At 60.9% G+C, this 15,300-nt stretch carries 14 protein-coding genes and 1 pseudogene; 2 read left to right on the top strand and 13 right to left on the bottom strand.

All coding sequences use genetic code 11. From position 1 onward, the window contains the following. Positions 1-87: 87 nt before the first annotated feature. The 11 genes from ACILRA_RS09670 to ACILRA_RS09620 all read right to left on the bottom strand — a co-directional run bounded on the left by ACILRA_RS09670 (position 88) and on the right by ACILRA_RS09620 (position 12,542). On the bottom strand, positions 88-1,074 hold the full coding sequence (locus ACILRA_RS09670) for an SH3 domain-containing protein (protein ID WP_395661897.1): 987 nt from the start codon (positions 1,072-1,074) through the stop codon (positions 88-90). 15 nt (positions 1,075-1,089) lie between these two features. After that, positions 1,090-2,061, bottom strand: a complete 972-nt coding sequence (locus ACILRA_RS09665) for a L,D-transpeptidase (RefSeq protein WP_395661896.1) — start codon at positions 2,059-2,061, stop codon at positions 1,090-1,092. Between the two features lie 158 nt (positions 2,062-2,219). Beyond that, complete coding sequence (locus tag ACILRA_RS09660; protein WP_395661895.1) at positions 2,220-3,143, bottom strand: LysR family transcriptional regulator; 924 nt, start codon at positions 3,141-3,143, stop codon at positions 2,220-2,222. Between the two features lie 78 nt (positions 3,144-3,221). Further along, the gene (locus ACILRA_RS09655) at positions 3,222-3,668 is read right to left on the bottom strand and encodes a YqaA family protein (protein WP_395661894.1); all 447 of its coding nucleotides are present in this window, start codon (positions 3,666-3,668) and stop codon (positions 3,222-3,224) included. Between the two features lie 274 nt (positions 3,669-3,942). Continuing rightward, positions 3,943-5,844: a KUP/HAK/KT family potassium transporter gene (locus ACILRA_RS09650; RefSeq protein WP_395661893.1), complete on the bottom strand. Its 1,902-nt coding sequence runs from the start codon at positions 5,842-5,844 to the stop codon at positions 3,943-3,945. A gap of 463 nt (positions 5,845-6,307) precedes the next feature. Continuing rightward, positions 6,308-7,567 (bottom strand): flavin-containing monooxygenase, encoded by a 1,260-nt coding sequence (locus ACILRA_RS09645; RefSeq protein WP_395661892.1) that lies wholly within the window; start codon positions 7,565-7,567, stop codon positions 6,308-6,310. A 115-nt stretch (positions 7,568-7,682) separates the two neighbouring features. Then, positions 7,683-8,720 carry an extracellular solute-binding protein gene (locus ACILRA_RS09640; RefSeq protein ID WP_395661891.1) on the bottom strand — a complete coding sequence of 346 codons (1,038 nt, stop codon included), beginning with the start codon at positions 8,718-8,720 and terminating at the stop codon, positions 7,683-7,685. A 17-nt stretch (positions 8,721-8,737) separates the two neighbouring features. Further along, on the bottom strand, positions 8,738-9,538 hold the full coding sequence (locus tag ACILRA_RS09635; protein ID WP_395661890.1) for an ABC transporter permease: 801 nt from the start codon (positions 9,536-9,538) through the stop codon (positions 8,738-8,740). Next, positions 9,535-10,452, bottom strand: coding sequence for an ABC transporter permease (locus ACILRA_RS09630; RefSeq protein ID WP_395661889.1), 918 nt, complete (start codon positions 10,450-10,452; stop codon positions 9,535-9,537). Before ACILRA_RS09630 ends, ACILRA_RS09635 begins: the two co-directional genes overlap by 4 nt. Then, positions 10,452-11,507, bottom strand: a complete 1,056-nt coding sequence (locus ACILRA_RS09625) for an ABC transporter ATP-binding protein (RefSeq protein WP_395661888.1) — start codon at positions 11,505-11,507, stop codon at positions 10,452-10,454. Before ACILRA_RS09625 ends, ACILRA_RS09630 begins: the two co-directional genes overlap by 1 nt. A 117-nt stretch (positions 11,508-11,624) precedes the next feature. Continuing rightward, positions 11,625-12,542 carry an NAD-dependent epimerase/dehydratase family protein gene (locus ACILRA_RS09620; RefSeq protein WP_395661887.1) on the bottom strand — a complete coding sequence of 306 codons (918 nt, stop codon included), beginning with the start codon at positions 12,540-12,542 and terminating at the stop codon, positions 11,625-11,627. A gap of 426 nt (positions 12,543-12,968) precedes the next feature. Here ACILRA_RS09620 and ACILRA_RS09615 point away from each other — a divergent pair, with 426 nt between their 5' ends. After that, positions 12,969-13,250, top strand: a complete 282-nt coding sequence (locus tag ACILRA_RS09615; RefSeq protein WP_395661886.1) for a hypothetical protein — start codon at positions 12,969-12,971, stop codon at positions 13,248-13,250. A 197-nt stretch (positions 13,251-13,447) separates the two neighbouring features. Then, positions 13,448-13,873: a L,D-transpeptidase gene (locus tag ACILRA_RS09610; protein ID WP_395661885.1), complete on the top strand. Its 426-nt coding sequence runs from the start codon at positions 13,448-13,450 to the stop codon at positions 13,871-13,873. A gap of 19 nt (positions 13,874-13,892) precedes the next feature. Here the strand turns inward: ACILRA_RS09610 and chrA are convergent, their stop codons facing one another. Both chrA and ACILRA_RS09600 read right to left on the bottom strand, forming a co-directional pair. Further along, positions 13,893-15,101, bottom strand: a complete 1,209-nt coding sequence (chrA, locus tag ACILRA_RS09605; RefSeq protein ID WP_395661898.1) for a chromate efflux transporter — start codon at positions 15,099-15,101, stop codon at positions 13,893-13,895. A gap of 13 nt (positions 15,102-15,114) precedes the next feature. After that, positions 15,115-15,300, bottom strand: a pseudogene (locus ACILRA_RS09600) (MFS transporter); the annotation flags it as partial.

Genomic DNA, 15,300 nt, shown 5'->3' with positions numbered 1-15,300 from the left:
AGTCACCCGCCAGCCTCCTGTGGGCGCGGCTGACTGGCCGCTATCCCTCTTGCCGGCACCTTTCCCCATGGGCCAGGTGGTCGACTTTTACGCCGCCGCATGGCCCAATTTTACTCCGGCGTTGACAGGTTCATATTCTTGCTCGTAGTGCGCACCACGGAAAGAGAACTTCGGCATGCGCCCGTCGGAGTAACCGCATTGGTATTCCAGATAGTACCAGGTGACGGGCCCCGGCAGCTTGTCATCGATGAGCCCGCCCGCATGGCTTTCGCTATGGATGGTGCGGAAGCTGCCGTTGCACTTGTTCTCTGCCTTGCGGATACATTCCCGCGGGCTGTCCTTGCACTTGGTGTCGCGGATCTCACCGTCCTCGACCTCGTACGTCTCGTGACCCTTGTCGCCGCTCTCGCTCAGGAAACGGCCATTGGTCCATCCATGGACGCCGCTCTCGCCCCGCGCCGAGATGCGGCACCATCGCGAACTGCCGATGCTGCGGCATCCCAGGTTGCGTACCACGTCGCCATTGCGCAACCGGCCGACGATCTCGGCATTGGCCGAGGGTGAGGAGCGCACGTTGAGGCGATCGCCTGCCACCACGCCGGCCACCACCCAGCTGTCCGGTCCGCCCACGTCCCCACCGGCAAACTCATCATCCACGGCCTGCCCGCCGCCCGCGGGGATGGCGACATGCAGCGTGAAGCCGGAAGTCTCGTTGCGCCGCGCCGCCGCGCGCATCAGGTAGACCTCGACGACATAGCGCCCGGTTTGCGGCAGCGTGCCGCTGAACCGGTCGCCCTCGCTCGATCCGATGAACAGCGCCTCGCTTGAACCGGGAGGCAGCACGTTGAAATAGGCCTGCGGATTATCAGCGCGGAGCGACACCTGCATGCGCTGCCCGCCGCGCGCGTCGATCAGGAAGCGCGCCGTTTCATCTCCCCGGATGCGGCCCGAATAGCTCGCACTGTCGCCGCCGGCGCGGAAGCGCACCGTCGTCGTGTCGGCGGTGGCCAAGCTTGCTGGCAGCGCGGCCAGCAGCATCGCAAGTGCGGTCAGTAACGCCCGAAAACCCGTCATGCCGTTTCCTTTCGATCAGTAGATTCCATCGATGACCACGAAATCCTTGCCACTCCGGTGCTCCGGCCTGGACGGCGCATTGGTGGTGACGACCGTCATGCCCTGGTGCATTCGCCTGCGCATCACCTCTCGCACCTGAGGCTCCGCCTTGATGCGGCGCAGTTCGCGCGCGAGGTCCTCGCGGTCGGACTTGCCATAGCCCGTGGAAGTCCAGCGAAGGTCGCCCGTGTCCTGGTCCGTGCCAATCAGCGTGTGCACGCTTTCCGGCAGCGGCCCATGCCCACTGATGGTAACCTTGCCTTCCGCCACTGCCTCGCCATTGGCGAGCACCGTCATCTTGCTCTCCGCACCGCTGACCACAACGCTCGTGTGTGGCAATCTTTCGGCACGTGCCTCGCTGTATTGCGACTTCTTCAGGGCGACGTCGACAGCCGCGAACTCATGGCGCGCATAGTCGCCCAGCACAAGGCCCGGGTGGGTTACCGAGGAGGGCTGCGAGCGGTCATCCGCGATCACCACCGTCATCCCCGTCCGGGTGATGCCGAACAGCAGTTCTGAGAATCGCATGGGTAGCCGCACGCAGCCATGCGAGGCGGGATAGCCCGGCAGGTTCCCCGCATGCAGTGCGATCCCCGACCAGGTGAGCCGGTTCATGTTGGGCATCGGTGCATTGCTGTATGTCGAGGAGCGGTGATGCTTGTCCTTTTGCAGGATCTTGAACACGCCCGTTGGCGTGCTGTGTCCGGGCTTGCCTGTGGAACAGGTCGATGCCGCGATGCGGATGCCGTTGCGGTAGACATGCACAAGCTGGTCCGGAACCGATACGATGATCAGGATCGGGCCTGCCGGCGATCGTTGGGGAAACCAGTTGAACTCACCGTTCTGCAGCTGCTCGGCATATTTGTCGACGCGTTGCGCAAGAACATGCCCCGAGCCGGAAGGGACGAATGCTGCCGCCGCCGCGAAGAGAAGGGTCCGCCTCTGCATGGTCCTCTTGAAGCCCTCAGCATGGTGGATACTGACGAAATCAGAACGGGAACGCCGGGCCGGGTCAAATGAGCATTGCAGACAACAGTTGAGATTTACTCATGATTCATATCAAGAAGACTTAAAAAAAGAAGTAATTTTTGTTTTATTACAAGTGGCTAGATAGAACCAGAAACAGCCGAACTGAGCCCCCGTTCCGGCGAGAGTTCGGCCCGCAACCATTTCACCAGCGCCCCGATACCGTTCTCCCGCCCGCGCGACTGCTTGAAACACAGCCGGTAGACCCGTCCAGAGGGCATGCGCGTCGGATCGAGAAATTCCAGCGTCCCATCCTCGATGTAGCGCCTTGCCAGGAAGTCGGGAACGAGTGCTGCGCCCATCCCCGAGCGCGCCATCTCGAGCGCTAGCAAGTATTGGGTTGAGCGCAGCCATGCACCTTGCTGCAAGGTCTCGCGCCCCAGCCCTGCCAGGACGCAATAGTCGAGCCAGTCCTGCCCCAGTTTCTGTGGTTCAAGTTCGGTTGTGATCATCCGGCGTCTGCCCTTTTGCGGCCCCGGTGCTTGCACGGCCACGAGCATTTCGTCGAGTACGGGGATGGCCGAGAAGCCCGGCGTCACCGGAAGGGCCGAGAAGATCGCGTCCGCCACCTGGTGGCTGAGCTGAGGATCCTGCGCATAGAGCTGCAATTGAAGATCGATTCCGGGATTGGCCTCGACGAAGCTGGAAAGGCGCGGCACCAGCCAGCCCGGCCCGAAGCTGCTGCACACCGCCAGCCGCAGCAGTTGCCTGCTTTCACCACCCACGATCTCATCGAGAGATGCCTGCAGGCTGGAAAAGGCGGAGGATAGCCGCTCCGCCAGCAGCTGCCCCATGGGAGAGACGGCGATGCCGCGGCCGGACCTGATCAGCAACTGCTCCCCCAGAACCCTGGCCAATTCCCGGATCTGGTGGCTGACGGCGCTCTGCGACACGCCCAGTTCTTCTGCCGCAGCCTTCACGGACTGGTGACGTGCCACAGCCTCGAAATACTGGAGGCCGCGGATGATGCTGGCGCTCTGCCTGCGGATTTCTGTCGACGACATCGGCACAAGCTATCAGATCGGGCGCGCTATGGCCAAGCCGCACCCGCACGCTGAGGACCGCGACCGGGTGTTATGCAGTCACGGCGTCGCGCCGATCCATGCTTCATGGAGTGCGATGAGCACAAGGTAGCGCCCGGCCTTGGCGAGTGTAACCAGAACGAGAAAGACCGCAAACGGCTCGCGCAGGGCTCCCGCCACGGCCGTTAGAGGATCGCCAATCACCGGAAGCCAGCTGGCGAGCAGGGACCAGCGGCCATAGCGGCGGTACCATCGTTCCGCACGTTCCCGGTGCTTCGAGGTCAAGAGATGCTTGAACCTCTCGGTTTCGGCGATGAAGCGGCCGATCGCATAGTTCACGCAGGAGCCAAGCACATTTCCGGCACTTGCCACCGCCAACAAGGTGAGTGCGGGATAACGGTCGATCATGAGCAGTGCCACAAGAGCTGCCTCGGACTGTGCAGGCAGCAGCGTGGCGGCGAGAAACGCAATGGCGAAGAGCCCGGCATAGGCGAGAAGGGCTTCCATCAAATCAGGCTGCCTTCAGGGTGATCATGTTCAGCTTTGGGATGGTAAGTCCGGGTGTGATCACCTCGCGTGGCACCGGGCCCGCCAGCAAGTTCCAGCGCCAAGTTCTGCAAGGCTGTGTAACCCCTCCGGCACCTTCAAGGTCAATCGGCTGTTCATTGGATCGAACAGCAACTTTAATGCACTTTCGGTACCGGCATGTCCATTGGTCAAGCAGGAGGTGTTGGGATCATTCGCCGGCGCCTGTCAGTCGTGGGTGCGGGTTCAGCGGCTGTCAGATATCAACCGAGATGCCGAGTTCGACGCACCGTACAGGATCGAGCTTCAGCGCCCGTGTTACGGGCTGGTCCAGCCTGTGGAGCATCATGAACTGCCATCTCACGTACCACGGCAGCCCTTGCTTGCGGGCAAGCCGGAGGTTCTCGCGCACGGAATAATAGACGAGTTCCTCCTCCCTTGCCCACCAGCCGCGGTCTTGGCCGAGCTTCAGCACGGGCGCGAGGGAGATCGCCTCCCAATAGCCAACATTCACGTGTACAAGCTTGATGCCGTGCGAATACTCATGCACCGAGAGACGGTCATTCTCCGCCACATGCGGCGCGGGCGAAGCCAGGAACTCAACGATCACGGCGGGCTGGTACATCATCGAGGTGACCTGCACCTGTTGCAGCAGCGCAAAAGGCGTCACTTTCACATCCGAGGGGAAGGGCAGGTGCTGGAAGAACAGCGCCGGCCGGGCCTGGAGGTGAAGGTCCTTCCTCAATGCGGTGATCTCGGCAAAATCCTCAACCGGAATGTCGATGCGCTGGGCCCGGCGCATGAGGAAGCGGTCTCCCACCAGCCATGCAACCATGAACCAGGCTACGACCATCGTGAGGATGAGTGTGAAGAAATGGCCGGATGGAAGCTTGGTGACAGTGGAGATGAAGAACAGGACGTCGAGCGGCAGGGCAAAGAAGACGAAGATCACCACCTTCCACACGGACCATTTCCACACCACCAGGATGACGGCGGAGAACGCGAGCGTGGTCAGCAGCATCGTGGCGGAAATGGCGAAGCCATAGGATGATGCGAGTTCCGAGGAGGATCCGAAGCCCAGGACGAGGAGGATGGACCCCGCCAGCAGCAGATAGTTCACGGTGGGCACGTAGATCTGCCCGCGGACGGCTTCTGACGTTTGCAATACCTTGATGCGTGGGAGATAGCCCTGGCGGATCGCCTGGTTGACGATTGAGAAGGTGCCGGAGATGACCGCCTGGCCCGCAATGATGCTCGCAAGCGTGGCGAGCATAACGAAGGGGATGAGCATGACCTGCGGCACGATGGCGAAGAAGGCATTCTTCTCCGTTTCGGCGTGAGCGAGCAACCAGGCCGACTGTCCGAAGTAGCTGAGCAGCAGCGCGATCATCGCCACGCCGTACCATGCGAGGCCGATGGGCCGGCGCCCGAAATGGCCCATATCGACAAAGATGGCTTCAGCCCCTGTGGCGGCCAGGAGCACCGAGCCGAATAGGCCAAAGAATTGCGGCCAGCTCAGCTGAATCGCGAGGTTGAAGGCATAGACGGGTGACATCGCGGCGAGAACGTCTGGACGCGCTGCCACCTCTTTCAGGCCAAGGAGGCCGATAATGATGAACCAGCTCAGCATGATGGGGCTGAAGAAGCGGCTGAGCGCCTGTGTTCCGAAGCGCTGCGCGCCAAACAGCACGATCAGGATGGCGATGCTGACTGGCATGATGAACGGCTCAGCGTGGGGCGAGATCATCTCCACGCCCTCGATTGCCGCCATGATGGAGAGTGGTGGGGTGATCAGGCTGTCGGCGAAGAGCAGTGCGGCCGACATGATGACGAGCGCCACGAGGGCCGTATGCGCCAGCGCTGAGGCCGAACCCATCCGCGCCTTCAGCACAGCTGCCAGCGCGAAGACTCCTCCCTCGCCGTCATTATCGACCAGGGTGATGAACATCAGGTACTTCACACTCACGATGAGCGTGAGCGTCCAGAAGATGAGCGATGCGACGCCCACTACGGCAACGTCGCCAGTGTAGAGCCCGGGCGTTTTCAGGGCTTCGTGCATCGCATACATCGGGCTCGTCCCGATGTCTCCGAAAACGATTCCAATAGCCGCAAAGGCCATGCCGAGTGTCGCCGGCGACTTTCCGTGGTGATGCTTCATATCAAATCCGCCGTTTACTCACCCCAAGAGAGAAGATGATCTCCCGATCGCCGCGGCGTTCGGAACCGGTGCCACCACCGGCGTCCCGATCAGCCGGAATAACGATATCCGCCCGGTGACTGTCTTGCTGACTTGATATCAATTTGGCAAGAAACTTTCCTGGCAAATGCTGGCTTGCGGGTCCCGATTGCGAGCTCGGTGTTTGTATTGCCCAAGATGCTTCTACAGTCGCAAACGTGCAGCTTGAGACGTCATGACAGCTTTCCAAAGCTGACCCCGCTCTCAGGACTTTGTCCGATCTGATGCAGGCTGGGACCCACGTTGAAGAGCATGGCATGATGTTCTCCTGCTCCAGCAATTTCAGCTTTCGGGCCTGCTCGGCTCCCGCCTTCTTCTTCGTAGAAGCCTTTGCCTTTTGCTTGGCCTGGGGCTGACAATGCCAGTCAGGTCGATTGGTGTATTGTCAGATGACCTTTGCCGGTCTGTGGATGTGATAGGCATGCTGGATCGCGATCAGGTCAGCGATGTGCCGTGCGTCGTGCCAGACGCCCCAGAGAAAGGATGAGCCCCGGCGCGATTGCCAGGGCAATCCGAGGAAATACAGTCCTGGCTCGACAGACGCGCCACGCTGGTGCCGTGGGCGGCCGCGCCCGTCAAAGGCATCCAGGTTTATCCAGGAATGGTCCTGCTCATAGCCGGTTGCCCACAGGATCGTACCAATCCCTTCTTTGGCGACATCAAGAGACAGTACCGGCCGTATCATGCAGTCTGGGTCGGGTCTGAACTGCCGGGCTTCCGGTTCCGGCGGCAGTTCAAGGCCAAACCTTGCGACATAGGCATCTGCTTCGTCCAGAATGGACAGGTAACTGGCATCACCACTTTTGATCGTCGTGGCCAGGTCGGGAGCGAAGCGCATAACGCCCTCATGAAAACCCTCCGCCCGGCCGAGCAGCGTCATTCCTTCGGCCGCAAGTTGCCGGAAGTCGATCGTGTGCCCGCCCCTGGCGCCACTGACGGCAATGGTCACGTGCTCGGTGCCGGGATTGGGGGCGGCGGCGTCCCACTTGCCGAGAACGCCAAGCCACCACACGAAATCACGCCCGCGATAGCTTCTGGGCGGCCGGCCATGCGGTCCCACTGACAGGAACACTCGGCGGCCGGCGGCGAGCAACTCCTCTGCGATCTGCACGCCGGAGGAACCTGCACCGATGACAATCACAGCGCCAGGCGGAAGCTGGGCCGGGTTTCGATAGGACGCGGAATGCAGCTGAAAAACCCCAGCCTCCTCCGGAACAAGATCGGGTATGACGGGCTTCTGGAATGGGCCCGTTGCCACCACGACATTCCTGGCGTGAAAGTCGCCCGCCGAGGTTTCGGCAAGAAAGCCAGGCCGTCCCGGCTGGCGTGAAATCCGGTTCACTGCAACGCCTGTCCGGATCGGTGCGGCGATCATCTGGGCGTAGGCTGTCAGATAGTCGGCGACTTCTTCCTTCGGTGCAAAGCCATCTGGAGCGGTCGCGGCAAACTCCAGACCGGGGAAGCGGTCGTGCCAAACGGGTCCGTTCGTTACGAGCGAGTCCCAGCGTTCGGAGCGCCAGCGCTCTGCGATGCGCGCACGCTCCAGCACGACATGCGGAATCCCTGCGCGCCCGAGATGTTCGCTCGCAGCAATGCCGGCCTGTCCAGCGCCGATGACGAGCGTATCGATTTCTTCCAGGACCATGCTGAAAACTCCACTTCGCCGGCCCGCAGCTTCGCTACCCGGATCACTTTTCACGACCTCAGGATTACGCCCAAGGCCGGCAGGAGGGGTCCGCCCACTGGGCGGACCCCTTCGCTCACTTCTTCAGATTGGTCCAGATCGCGTCATAGAGCTTCTGCGTCTCCTGATCGCACGCCTTGATGAACTCGGCCTTCTGCCCTGCCGGAGGATTGTTCTCAGGCGAGTTGCGAATGGCATCGTCGAGAAACGCTTCCGCGCCCGTGACGCCGGCGTTGTAGGCCGCATAGTTCGTCACTTCCGCCGCATTCTTCGGGTCAAGCAGGAAGTTCATGAACTTCAGTGCATTGGAGCGGTTCGGGGCATCCTTGAGCAGCACCATGTTGTCCATCCAGACCACATAGCCTTCCTTGGGGAATGCGTACTCGACATTCGCACCCTCCGCACGCGCCTTGGCGGAGAAGCCGTTATAGATCATGCCCGCTGCGGCATCGCCGGAGACGAGTACATCCTTCGCGGTGTCGGATCCAAAGGACGCCCAGTGCGGCTTTGCGGCGAGCAACATGTCGTTCAGCGCCTTCAGCTGCTCACGATCCTGGGTGCACTGTGGAATGCCAAGGTAGATTGATCCCAGCGCCAGCACTTCTCCCTGGCTGTCGAGCACGTTGATCTTTCCCTTCAACTCATCCGGCGGGTTGAAGATGATACCAAGCGAGGAGATGTCACCCTTGAAGACATCGCGGTTCACCGAGAAAGCGGTTGAACCCCACTGATAGGGGATCGAATGCTTGCGGCCGGGGTCGAAGGGCACATCCAGCCACTGCGGTGCGATGTTGCCGAAATTGGGCATCTCCTCGGCGGTGTAGCTGTCCAGCAGTCCTTCGCCCCGCATGATCTCGACCATGTAGTCGCCGGGCACTGCAACGTCATACTCGCCAAGCTTGCCGGCCTTCAGGCTGGCAAGCATCGCCTCGTTGCTATCGTAGGTGTCGATGGTGACGTCGATCCCGCTCTCGGCCTCGAACCTGTCGACCAGCTTCTGCGGGATGTACTCGAACCAGTGATAGACCTTGAGGGTTCCCTCGGCCATGGCGGGACTGGAATGGAAGGATGCAAGCGCTGCCACGAGGACTGTTGCAGCAAGAAGGCGTTTCATGAGTTACTCCCTGTTTTTTATGCGGCGCTCCGGCCGCGGCGGTTGATAAGGTAACTGAGACTGACGAACAGGACGGACACGGCAAGCATGAGGGTCGAGATCGCCATGATATTTGGCTTGATCCCCTGCTTGACCGACCCGAAAATCGCTGTCGGAAGTGTTTCCATTCCGGCGCCCTTAACAAAGTTCGTGATGATGAAATCGTCAAGAGAGATGATGAAGGCCAGCAGCCAGCCCGACACCAGCCCCGGTCCGAGCAGGGGCAGCAGGACGAGGCGAAATGCCTGCCACCTCGTGGCATAAAGATCTCGCGCGGCCTGCTCGTAGCTTGCCTCGATGCCGCTCATCCGGGCGGCGATGGGAAGATAGGCAAATGGAATGCAGAAGGTGATGTGAGCGAGAAGGATCGTCAGGAGGCCTGTTTTCAGGCCGATCGTCGTGAAGAAGATCAGGGTTGCCACCGCCACCACAATTTCAGGCACCATCAATGGCAGGTTGATCAGGGCATAGGTGGCTTGCCTTCCTCTGAAACGGCCGCCCCGGATCATGGCAAGTGCGGCAGCCGTCGCGATGACGGTGGCCACTGTTGCGGCGATCAATGCGATCGTCAGGGAGTTCCGGGTGGCGAGGCCAAAGCGCTCTGCCTCGGGTCCCGTGAAGACGTCGACATACCATCGAAAGGAAAAACCACCCCAGGAGGTGATGGAGGTGGATGCATTGAAGCTGTAGACCGCTACGACGACGAGTGGCACATAGAGGATGGTGAGGCAGAGTATCGTGACCGCCAGAAACCCCGGGTAATGGCGAACTCCCTTCATGCCGCCTGCCTTGCGGCGGCGCGCGCCTGCACCAGCAGCACGACCAGCACGAGCGTCATCAGCACCACTGCAACGGCGGCGCCGAAGGGCCAGTTGCCCTGGCTGCCGCGAAACTGCTCGTCAATCAGCGAACCGATCATGAAGTTCTTGGCGCCACCCAGCAGATCGGGTGCAAGGAAGGCCCCCAAGGCAGGAATGAAGACCAGGATAGATCCCGCAACGATGCCGGGGCGCACAACAGGCAGGACGATCTGCATCAGCGCTTGCCAGCGGTTCGCGTAAAGGTCAGCGGCGGCTTCGGCCAAAGCAAAGTCGAAGCGTTCCACTGCAGCGTAGATCGGCAGAACCATGAACGGAAGGTAGGAGTAGAAAAGGCCGACCTGGACGGCGAGGTTGGAATTGAGGATCGGCAGCGGTTCGCTGATGAGGCCGATCGCGAGCAGCGCCTCGTTCAGCGGGCCATTGTCACGCAGGATGAAGCGCAGGCTGACGGTGCGGATCAGCAGGTTCACCCAGTAAGGTATCGTGATCAGGAAGAGCCACATCGTGCGGCTTCGTGCGGGCCTTGTGGCAATGAACCATGCGGTCGGAAAGCCGATTAGCAGGCAGGCCAGGGTTGCGAGTGCCGCCTGCCAGATGGAGCGCCAGAAGATCGCAATGTAGGTCCATTCGATCCGGGGTGGCTCGTCGCCGAACAGACCTCGGGTGAAGAAGAACTGATCATAGGCCGCCAGTGTGAACGTCCACTCCACTCCGCCACGAAACTCCTTGGTCAGAAAGGAGTAGATCACCATCAGCAGAACAGGCAGCAGGAGCAGTATCCCGATCACCGCCCATGTCGGGAACAGGAGTTGCCGGACAATGCCGGAGTAGTTGGCCGCGCTGCCTCCGGCCCCGTGAATCCGGATCGCCATCAGTCCGCCAGCAGGCGCGCTGCGCCTTCCTCTAGCTTCAGCCTGATGTGCGTTCCAGGTTCCGGCACCTTGGTGCGCGACGCATTCTGGACGCGTACGGCAAATTGACTGCCGCCGTCCAACTGGGTGAGAAGCTGCAGGTCGCTGCCCAGGTAGACTACGCGCTGGACGATGGCTGAAAGCTCACCGTCGGGTGCGATGGTGACCCGCTCGGGCCTGATCGACAGCGCATGCCTGCCGGTGACGGCCGTGGCCGACGAACAACTCAACGTCTGTCCCGAAGGAAGGAGCACGTCAGCCCTGCCGCCCGCTGCATGGGTGACGTCGACATCGATCAGGTTCGTCTCGCCAATGAACTCTGCGACGAAGCGATTGTGCGGGGTCTCGTAGATCTCGCGCCCGGTGCCCACTTGCTGGACGCGGCCGTGTGACATCACGGCGATCCTGTCCGACATCGTCAGCGCCTCTTCCTGATCATGCGTGACGAACAGGAATGTGATGCCGGTTTCCTCCTGCAACTGCTTCAGTTCCACGCGCATTGCCTGGCGCAGCTTCAGGTCCAGCGCCGACAGCGGTTCGTCCAGAAGCAGGACCCTTGGCTCCGGCGCAAGCGCGCGTGCCAGCGCCACGCGCTGCTGCTGACCGCCCGAAAGCTGCGAGGGTAACCGATCGGCCAAAGCGGAAAGATGAACGAGCTCAAGCATGCGGCCGGCGCGCGTCCGGCGGGATGCTGGATCGACACCCTTCATCTTCAGTCCGAATGCGACGTTGTCGATGACCGACATGTGCGGAAACAACGCGTAGTTCTGGAACACCGTGTTCACCGGCCGCAAGTGGGGCTCGAGGGCAGCGATATTTTGACCGAAGAGAAGAATTTCCCCCTCGGTGATCTCCTCGAAACCGGCAATCATCCTCAGAAGCGTGGTCTTTCCGCATCCCGATGGGCCGAGGAGGGTGAAGAAAGCGTTGTCCGAGATATCGAGAGAGACGCCATCGAGTGCTGTCGTCGCGCCATAACGCTTTACGGCGTTGCGAATACTGACTGCCACCTGCATCTGGCCGATTTCCCCCCTGGCACATCCAGGAAATATTCACGCTCATGGTGTTCCTGCATGGCCGGAACAGTAGTCTGAACGCCATGTGATGTGCAACCCATGGATGGCCATGGTATTTCAGGCCTTGCTGCGGCCCATGAGGTACTCCGCATAGGAGCGCACGCCCTCTTCCAGCCCAATTGATGGCCTGTAGCCGAGGTCGCGTGCGGCGGCGGATATGTCGAACTGGCACTGCACATCGTCAACCGGATCGGGGCCCTCGCCGAAGGCGATGTCGGCACCGGGAAAGATGCGGCGCACGGCATCGCCGATCTCGGCCAGCGTATGATAAGTGCCACCCGTCACCGTGTAGGTATGGCGTGGCAGGCGAGGCTGGTCCAGCGCCGCGACGAGTGCGCGTGCTGCATCATCGACATGGATGTACTGGCGGTAGAAGTTGCGTCCAAAGGGCTGACGCGTCGCACGCCCGGCCAATGCGTCCTGAATCAGGGTCCTGATCAGGCAGTCGGTCGTCCGGTTCGGCCCAAAAACCCAGGACAGCCGCAAGCTGACGCCATCGACCCCGTGCTGCTTGCTGTAGGAGGAGACGAGTTGCTCGCCCGCAACCTTGCTTGCCCCATAGACGCTCGACGGAGACAGTGTCACGTCTTCGGGAACGAGCCCTGGCGGGGTGCTTCCATATGCGCTCGTCGAGGAGCAGAAAACGACGCGCTTGATGTTGTGGATGCGCGCGAGTTCGAGAATGTTGGCTGTTCCAACGACATTCACCCGGACGATGGCGTAGGGGTTGTCACGTGCAACCATCGGTCCGGAATACGCGCCACAATGGATGATCCCGCCGACATCCTGTCCAGCAACGATCGCGTGCAGTCGATGGATGTCAGTAATGTCGCACTCGATGGTCTGGCGGCCGTCTTCAGCGCGTGGGGAAAGGTCAATGGGGATGACCCGCGTGCCCCTCTCTTCCAGTAAGGTCTGTACCGCGCCGCCAATAAGGCCACGGGATCCCGTCACGAGGACTGTGTCTCTGTTCATGCCTGCTAACTCCCCAAGCCTTGCAACCGCGCAGTTCGACTGCGTCAATCAGCGAGTTCCTCAACCTATTCGATCGTGGTGGCCATCGCAAGAAAGGCGAGCGGAGGCCGGAATCTCAACTCATCTGGCCATACGTCCGGGCTTGAGAATGATGCGGGAATTGCGTGGAAAATTTCGGAAGTGTTTTCAATCCTTGGTACTAAATCGACCGGTGACTTACTATGGTGTCTCACGATTGACATTTTTGGCGCTAGGAAGGTTCCTGGCCGGAAAAATGAGACTCAATAGGCCATAATCCGCGCCCGAAAGCCGCGCTTGCTGGCTTGTGGGCCATAACAACATGGAGCAGAAATGAAGACGGTAATCAGCGCCTTGATCGCCCTCGTGATTGGAGCCGGCGGAATGTATTTTTACCAGCAGGGTCCCATGACCCAGTTGAAGACGGCCGCGGCGGCTCTTGAAACGCAGCTTGCCGAAGCCAAGAGTGCTGCAGAGGCATCTGCGGGCGAAGTTGCGAAACTTCAGGAGGCCGGCAAGTCGGCCGCTGCCGAACTCGCCGACGCGAAGTCCAAGCTGGAAGCCTCCGCAGCGGAGTTGACCACGGCGGTGGAACAGAAAGCCCAGGAAGTGACCGCGCTGCAGTCGAAGGTCACCGAACTGGAGGCGGCACTCACGGCTGCAAAGTCAGCGACTGGCACGACCCCGTAACGCAAGACCTTCGCCCATTTTGGGGCTGGCAGAGGATGCCAGCCCTGACTTCTTCCTCTCATCCGGCCGAGGTGGCCGGCGACGATCCCGGGGCTTGATTTCCGGTACCGGAATGTTGGAGGCTTCCCGCAAATGTCGAGTCCGAATAGTTCCTCTATCCGGGGAATGGATCGGGCCGCAAGAAGGGGAGAAAGTCCATGAGATTCAAGGCCATAATCCTTGCGGTTCTCGCTGCGATCCTGCTCATCCCGGGCGCACAGGCAGCGAGCGTGATCGCGCGTGTCGACAAGTCATCGCAAACGATGACCGTTTACCATCACGGTGAAGTGATCGGACGCTGGAAGGTTTCAACGGCGCGGCCGGGCAAGGTAACGCCGTCTGGCACCTGGACGGCAAAGTCGATGAAGCGCCACCACTTCTCCAGCCGCTATGACAATGCGCCGATGCCCTATTCAATCTTTTACAGTGGCCATTTCGCCATTCACGGCACCACGCACATCAAGAAGCTCGGACGTCCGGCTTCAGCGGGTTGCATCAGACTTCACCCGAAGAATGCGGCCAAGCTGTTCAGCCTTGTCAAGTCGGAGGGACTGGGCAACATGCGGATAGTCGTGGTTGAATAGCTGATCTGCTTACTGGTGCTTATGGGACGAGTGTCAGTGCCGCTCCACCGGCGCCTGCAAGCATGACAACGGCCCATGGCGGCGCCTTCCACAACATCAGCAGAACGAAGCAGGCGAGCGCCAGGGTGAACTCCTTCAGGTTCGTGATGGAACCAGTGAAAACGGGCGAGTAGAGCGCCGCGCCAAGTATGCCGACGACGGCCGCATTGGCACCCTGCATGAGAGATTGGGTCCATCCCATCCGGCGAAACCGATCCCAGAACGGCAAGACGCCAATGAGGATCAGGAATCCTGGCAAGAAAACAGCAAAGAGAGCAATGAATGCGCCAACGACACCATTGGGCGCAGGTGCGAGCGACGCGCCAAGATAGGCAGCAAATGTGAAGAGCGGACCGGGAACAGCCTGTGCCGCCCCATAGCCCGCCAGGAATTGGGCGTGGCTCACCCAGCCCGGCTCCACCACCTCGGCTTCGAGCAGCGGCAGCACCACATGGCCACCGCCGAAGACCAGCGCACCCGCCCGGTAGAAGCCATCGAACACCGCAATCACTTGCGACTGGCTTGCAAGCAGCGGCAGGATCACGAGGAGACTGGCGAATATCAGGAGAGCGGTTATGGCAATTGAACGTGGAATGCCAACCGTGACATGTACCCTCTCTGAATTTCCTGTCCCCCGCCCCAGAACGAGGCCTGCCAGTGCACCGGCTGCAATTGCGGCGATCATGTTGAAGGGGCCAGGCACGAATGCGAGCACAGCCACGGCAGCAACGGCGATCGTTGCGCGCTCACGGTCAGGGCAAAGGTTCCGCGCCATGCCCCAGACGGCCTGCGCGACGATTGCCACTGCAACGATTTTGAGGCCGTTCAGAACGCCGGCGCCAACTGGGCCGGAGATCGACGTGGCCGTAAATGCAAAGATGATCAGAGCCAGCGCAGAGGGCAGGGTGAATGCCACAAACGCCGCGAGGGCGCCGAGCCAGCCGGCTCGCATCAGTCCCAGTGCGAAGCCCGTCTGGCTCGATGCCGGGCCCGGCAGGAACTGGCAGAGCGCAACGAGATCGCCATAGGCCTGATCACTCAGCCACTTCCGGCGGGTGACGAGTTCGTCGCGGAAATAGCCGAGATGCGCAATGGGCCCGCCGAAAGAGGTAAGGCCAAGCTTCAGGAAAACCGCGAAGACCTCTGCTGGGCTTCCATGGTTTCCTGCTCTGTCATGAACATCTGCCATCATGACCCCATGTCTAACTTGCCGGCGGGTTTCGATCGAGAGGCAGCGCCAGTGTCGTTGCAAAGCACGCCGCCAGCATCAGGGCCGAGCCCGCAAGGCACGCGCTGAGGCCGCCCCATTGATAAAGAAGCCCTGAGAGCAGCGTTCCCGCAAACCGTCCTGCGGCATTCGCCGCATAGTAAAATCCCACATCCTCGGC

It is taken from the genome of Aestuariivirga sp., from assembly GCF_044239095.1.
GTDB lineage: Bacteria > Pseudomonadota > Alphaproteobacteria > Rhizobiales > Aestuariivirgaceae > Aestuariivirga.
The sequence above is the reverse complement of the archived record's forward strand: the minus strand, read 5'-3'. Positions and strand labels throughout refer to the sequence as shown.

Bases quoted from the DNA above. Each gene is read 5' to 3' on its own strand.
- ACILRA_RS09670 (WP_395661897.1), bottom strand. From the start codon at position 1,074: ATGACGGGTTTTCGGGCGTTACTGACCGCACTTGCGATGCTGCTGGCC.
- ACILRA_RS09665 (WP_395661896.1), bottom strand. From the start codon at position 2,061: ATGCAGAGGCGGACCCTTCTCTTCGCGGCGGCGGCAGCATTCGTCCCT.
- ACILRA_RS09660 (WP_395661895.1), bottom strand. From the start codon at position 3,143: ATGTCGTCGACAGAAATCCGCAGGCAGAGCGCCAGCATCATCCGCGGC.
- ACILRA_RS09655 (WP_395661894.1), bottom strand. From the start codon at position 3,668: ATGGAAGCCCTTCTCGCCTATGCCGGGCTCTTCGCCATTGCGTTTCTC.
- ACILRA_RS09650 (WP_395661893.1), bottom strand. From the start codon at position 5,844: ATGAAGCATCACCACGGAAAGTCGCCGGCGACACTCGGCATGGCCTTT.
- ACILRA_RS09645 (WP_395661892.1), bottom strand. From the start codon at position 7,567: ATGGTCCTGGAAGAAATCGATACGCTCGTCATCGGCGCTGGACAGGCC.
- ACILRA_RS09640 (WP_395661891.1), bottom strand. From the start codon at position 8,720: ATGAAACGCCTTCTTGCTGCAACAGTCCTCGTGGCAGCGCTTGCATCC.
- ACILRA_RS09635 (WP_395661890.1), bottom strand. From the start codon at position 9,538: ATGAAGGGAGTTCGCCATTACCCGGGGTTTCTGGCGGTCACGATACTC.
- ACILRA_RS09630 (WP_395661889.1), bottom strand. From the start codon at position 10,452: ATGGCGATCCGGATTCACGGGGCCGGAGGCAGCGCGGCCAACTACTCC.
- ACILRA_RS09625 (WP_395661888.1), bottom strand. From the start codon at position 11,507: ATGCAGGTGGCAGTCAGTATTCGCAACGCCGTAAAGCGTTATGGCGCG.
- ACILRA_RS09620 (WP_395661887.1), bottom strand. From the start codon at position 12,542: ATGAACAGAGACACAGTCCTCGTGACGGGATCCCGTGGCCTTATTGGC.
- ACILRA_RS09615 (WP_395661886.1), top strand. From the start codon at position 12,969: ATGACCCAGTTGAAGACGGCCGCGGCGGCTCTTGAAACGCAGCTTGCC.
- ACILRA_RS09610 (WP_395661885.1), top strand. From the start codon at position 13,448: ATGAGATTCAAGGCCATAATCCTTGCGGTTCTCGCTGCGATCCTGCTC.
- chrA (WP_395661898.1), bottom strand. From the start codon at position 15,101: ATGGCAGATGTTCATGACAGAGCAGGAAACCATGGAAGCCCAGCAGAG.